Origin of the sequence: Rhizobium sophorae (genome assembly GCF_013087515.1) — a bacterium.
GTDB lineage: Bacteria > Pseudomonadota > Alphaproteobacteria > Rhizobiales > Rhizobiaceae > Rhizobium > Rhizobium sophorae.
Map to the genome: position 1 here is coordinate 1 of NZ_JABFCN010000065.1, position 2,047 is coordinate 2,047.

Here is a 2,047-nt window from a genome sequence, read left to right on the forward strand (position 1 = left end):
GGATCAAGTCCGCTTCGCTGGGCTGGACTTGGTCCGCGAAGAATTCAGACCACCCAAGCAGTTCCAGCGGTGAAGAAAGTTGGGAGCTGGTCAAATCTTGTTCCACTTTCAGTAAGGCTGCCATAAAGGGTTTTTGAATGATCTTCCGCGGCGTTTCGCCTAGCTGCGCAGATGATCCCGTTTTGGCAACGAGGTTGCGTAAGCAGCAGCTTCGCCGGGGTAGGGGAAATCGTCCCCGAGCTGACGGTCGCCATCGTAGACTTTGAAGCTAGGCCCCTCAACTTCAACGATCTTATAGCCATTCACGTATTCCATCTTCGGTGTTTTCCAGTGCCAGCCGTATTGTTTAGGAGAGCACCGAGCAGGCCGCCAATACGTGCTCGTTTGGGTTTTCACCGAACCAATCGCGCGGTCAAAAACCGGCAGCACAATCCGTTACCCGTTGACGCTCCGAGCAGTCGCAGCGCTACCGCCGCCGGCAGCCCGGCGCGTAGCAAGCGCCTTGGCCGAAAAGAACGCGTAAATGATCAGCGGAAGACAGACGAGATAGGATGTCCGGATGCCAGCATGTTCGGCAATGAAACCGAGCAGCGGCGGCGCCAGGAAGAAGACGACAAAGCTCATCTGGCCGAGGGCGGCGACGTTGAGATACGCTGCGCGATCTGTGCGTTGGGCCGCCGCCGAAACGGCGAGAGGATAGACCGCGCTGCAGCCGGCGCCCATCAAGGCAAAGCCCGCCAGCGCGACATAGGGATGCGGCGCCCCGGACACGGCGCAGATGCCGATCGCCGAAAGAACAAGCAACATCGTGGCGACGGCCCGCGCGCCAAACCGATCGACCAGCGGATCGACGAACAGCCGCGCCAGCGCCATGCAGAAGGTAAAAAGCGTCAATCCCAGTCCGCCAATGAAGGGCTCGACCGAAAACACATCGCGCATGTAGATCGCCGACCAGTCGATCCCGGCACCTTCGACGAGAAAGGCCGCGATGCCGATCACGCAGAGCGGCATTAGGCCCCAGGTGGGAAGCGCTACCAGCGGCGCCTTGCCTTCATGCAACGCGATCCGCGCCGGCGCATTCCGCATGCCGGAAATCGCCCAGATGCCGATGACAAGAACCGTGACAAAGGTCGCGGCGAGATGGAGTTCCATCGAAATGCCCGCTTGGCGGACGACCGAGGAGACAAGCGCCGTGACGAAGAAGCCGAGGCTCCAGAAACCATGCGCCCTGTTCATCACGCCGCGTCCTAGCTGCGCTTCGATGCGGTCGATCTCAACATTGAGATTGATCTCCAGCGCCCCGGCGAGCAGCCCCTCGAGGAAGAGCACACAGAACACGACCGGCGCCGCACCGATCCACGGCACCAGCGACAGCAGCGCAGACGTGCCGAGAACAGTAATGAATGCCGTCGTACGCGCGCCGAGCCGGGCGATCAAGGGCGAAGATAAAGTTAACGAAATCAAGGCGCCGATCGCAGCCCCTATCAGCGTCAACCCAAGCTCGGACTTATTGACGCCCATCGCAACCTGCAAATCCGGCATCCTCGACAGCAGCGCCCCCAGCGACACCGCGAAGAGAAAGAAGCAGACATAGATCCGCTGCTGCGGCGCGATTTTCATGATGCAACCCCGGGGATTGACGCGTCGAAGCTAAACACGCGCGTATGGACCTGGGATGTCTATCTCACAGGGCCCAAGATCGAAACTAGTTTCTGAGGGAATGCATCGGAGAAGGTTATCTTAGGGAGCGGCGCGATTTGCCTAGCCGCCGTGACGTGGCTTGCCATTTGATCAAGGTTGCCGCGATTTCGAACGCGAGTTTCGTACCGCGTGAGAGCAAGAACCATGTGTTCGTGCCGGACAAGCCTGCGTGTAACGTGTTTCGAGCCGAACTTGCTGCCTTCCTCGGGCAGGATCGGTCGATGCAGCCGCACGACGTTCGTGGTTTTCCCCTTGCAGTTCCATAAGCCATCTTATGCGATCCATTGTTGTAGGGGCTATTTAGTAATGCGACAGTTGGGCCAGTTAGAGATGCGACACTCTCGCC

The 2,047-nt window shown here is 59.3% G+C and carries 2 protein-coding genes and 1 pseudogene; all 3 read right to left on the reverse strand.

The features are described 5' to 3' along the window. Nucleotides 1-124: pseudogene (locus G9X64_RS36875) on the reverse strand (ribosome small subunit-dependent GTPase A); the annotation flags it as partial. Between the two features lie 35 nt (nt 125-159). After that, entirely contained in the window at nt 160-315 is a 156-nt protein-coding gene (locus tag G9X64_RS32305; RefSeq protein WP_168313422.1) for a hypothetical protein, read from the reverse strand. 120 nt (nt 316-435) lie between these two features. Then, entirely contained in the window at nt 436-1,620 is a 1,185-nt protein-coding gene (locus G9X64_RS32310; protein WP_168313423.1) for an MFS transporter, read from the reverse strand. Nucleotides 1,621-2,047 lie beyond the last annotated feature (427 nt).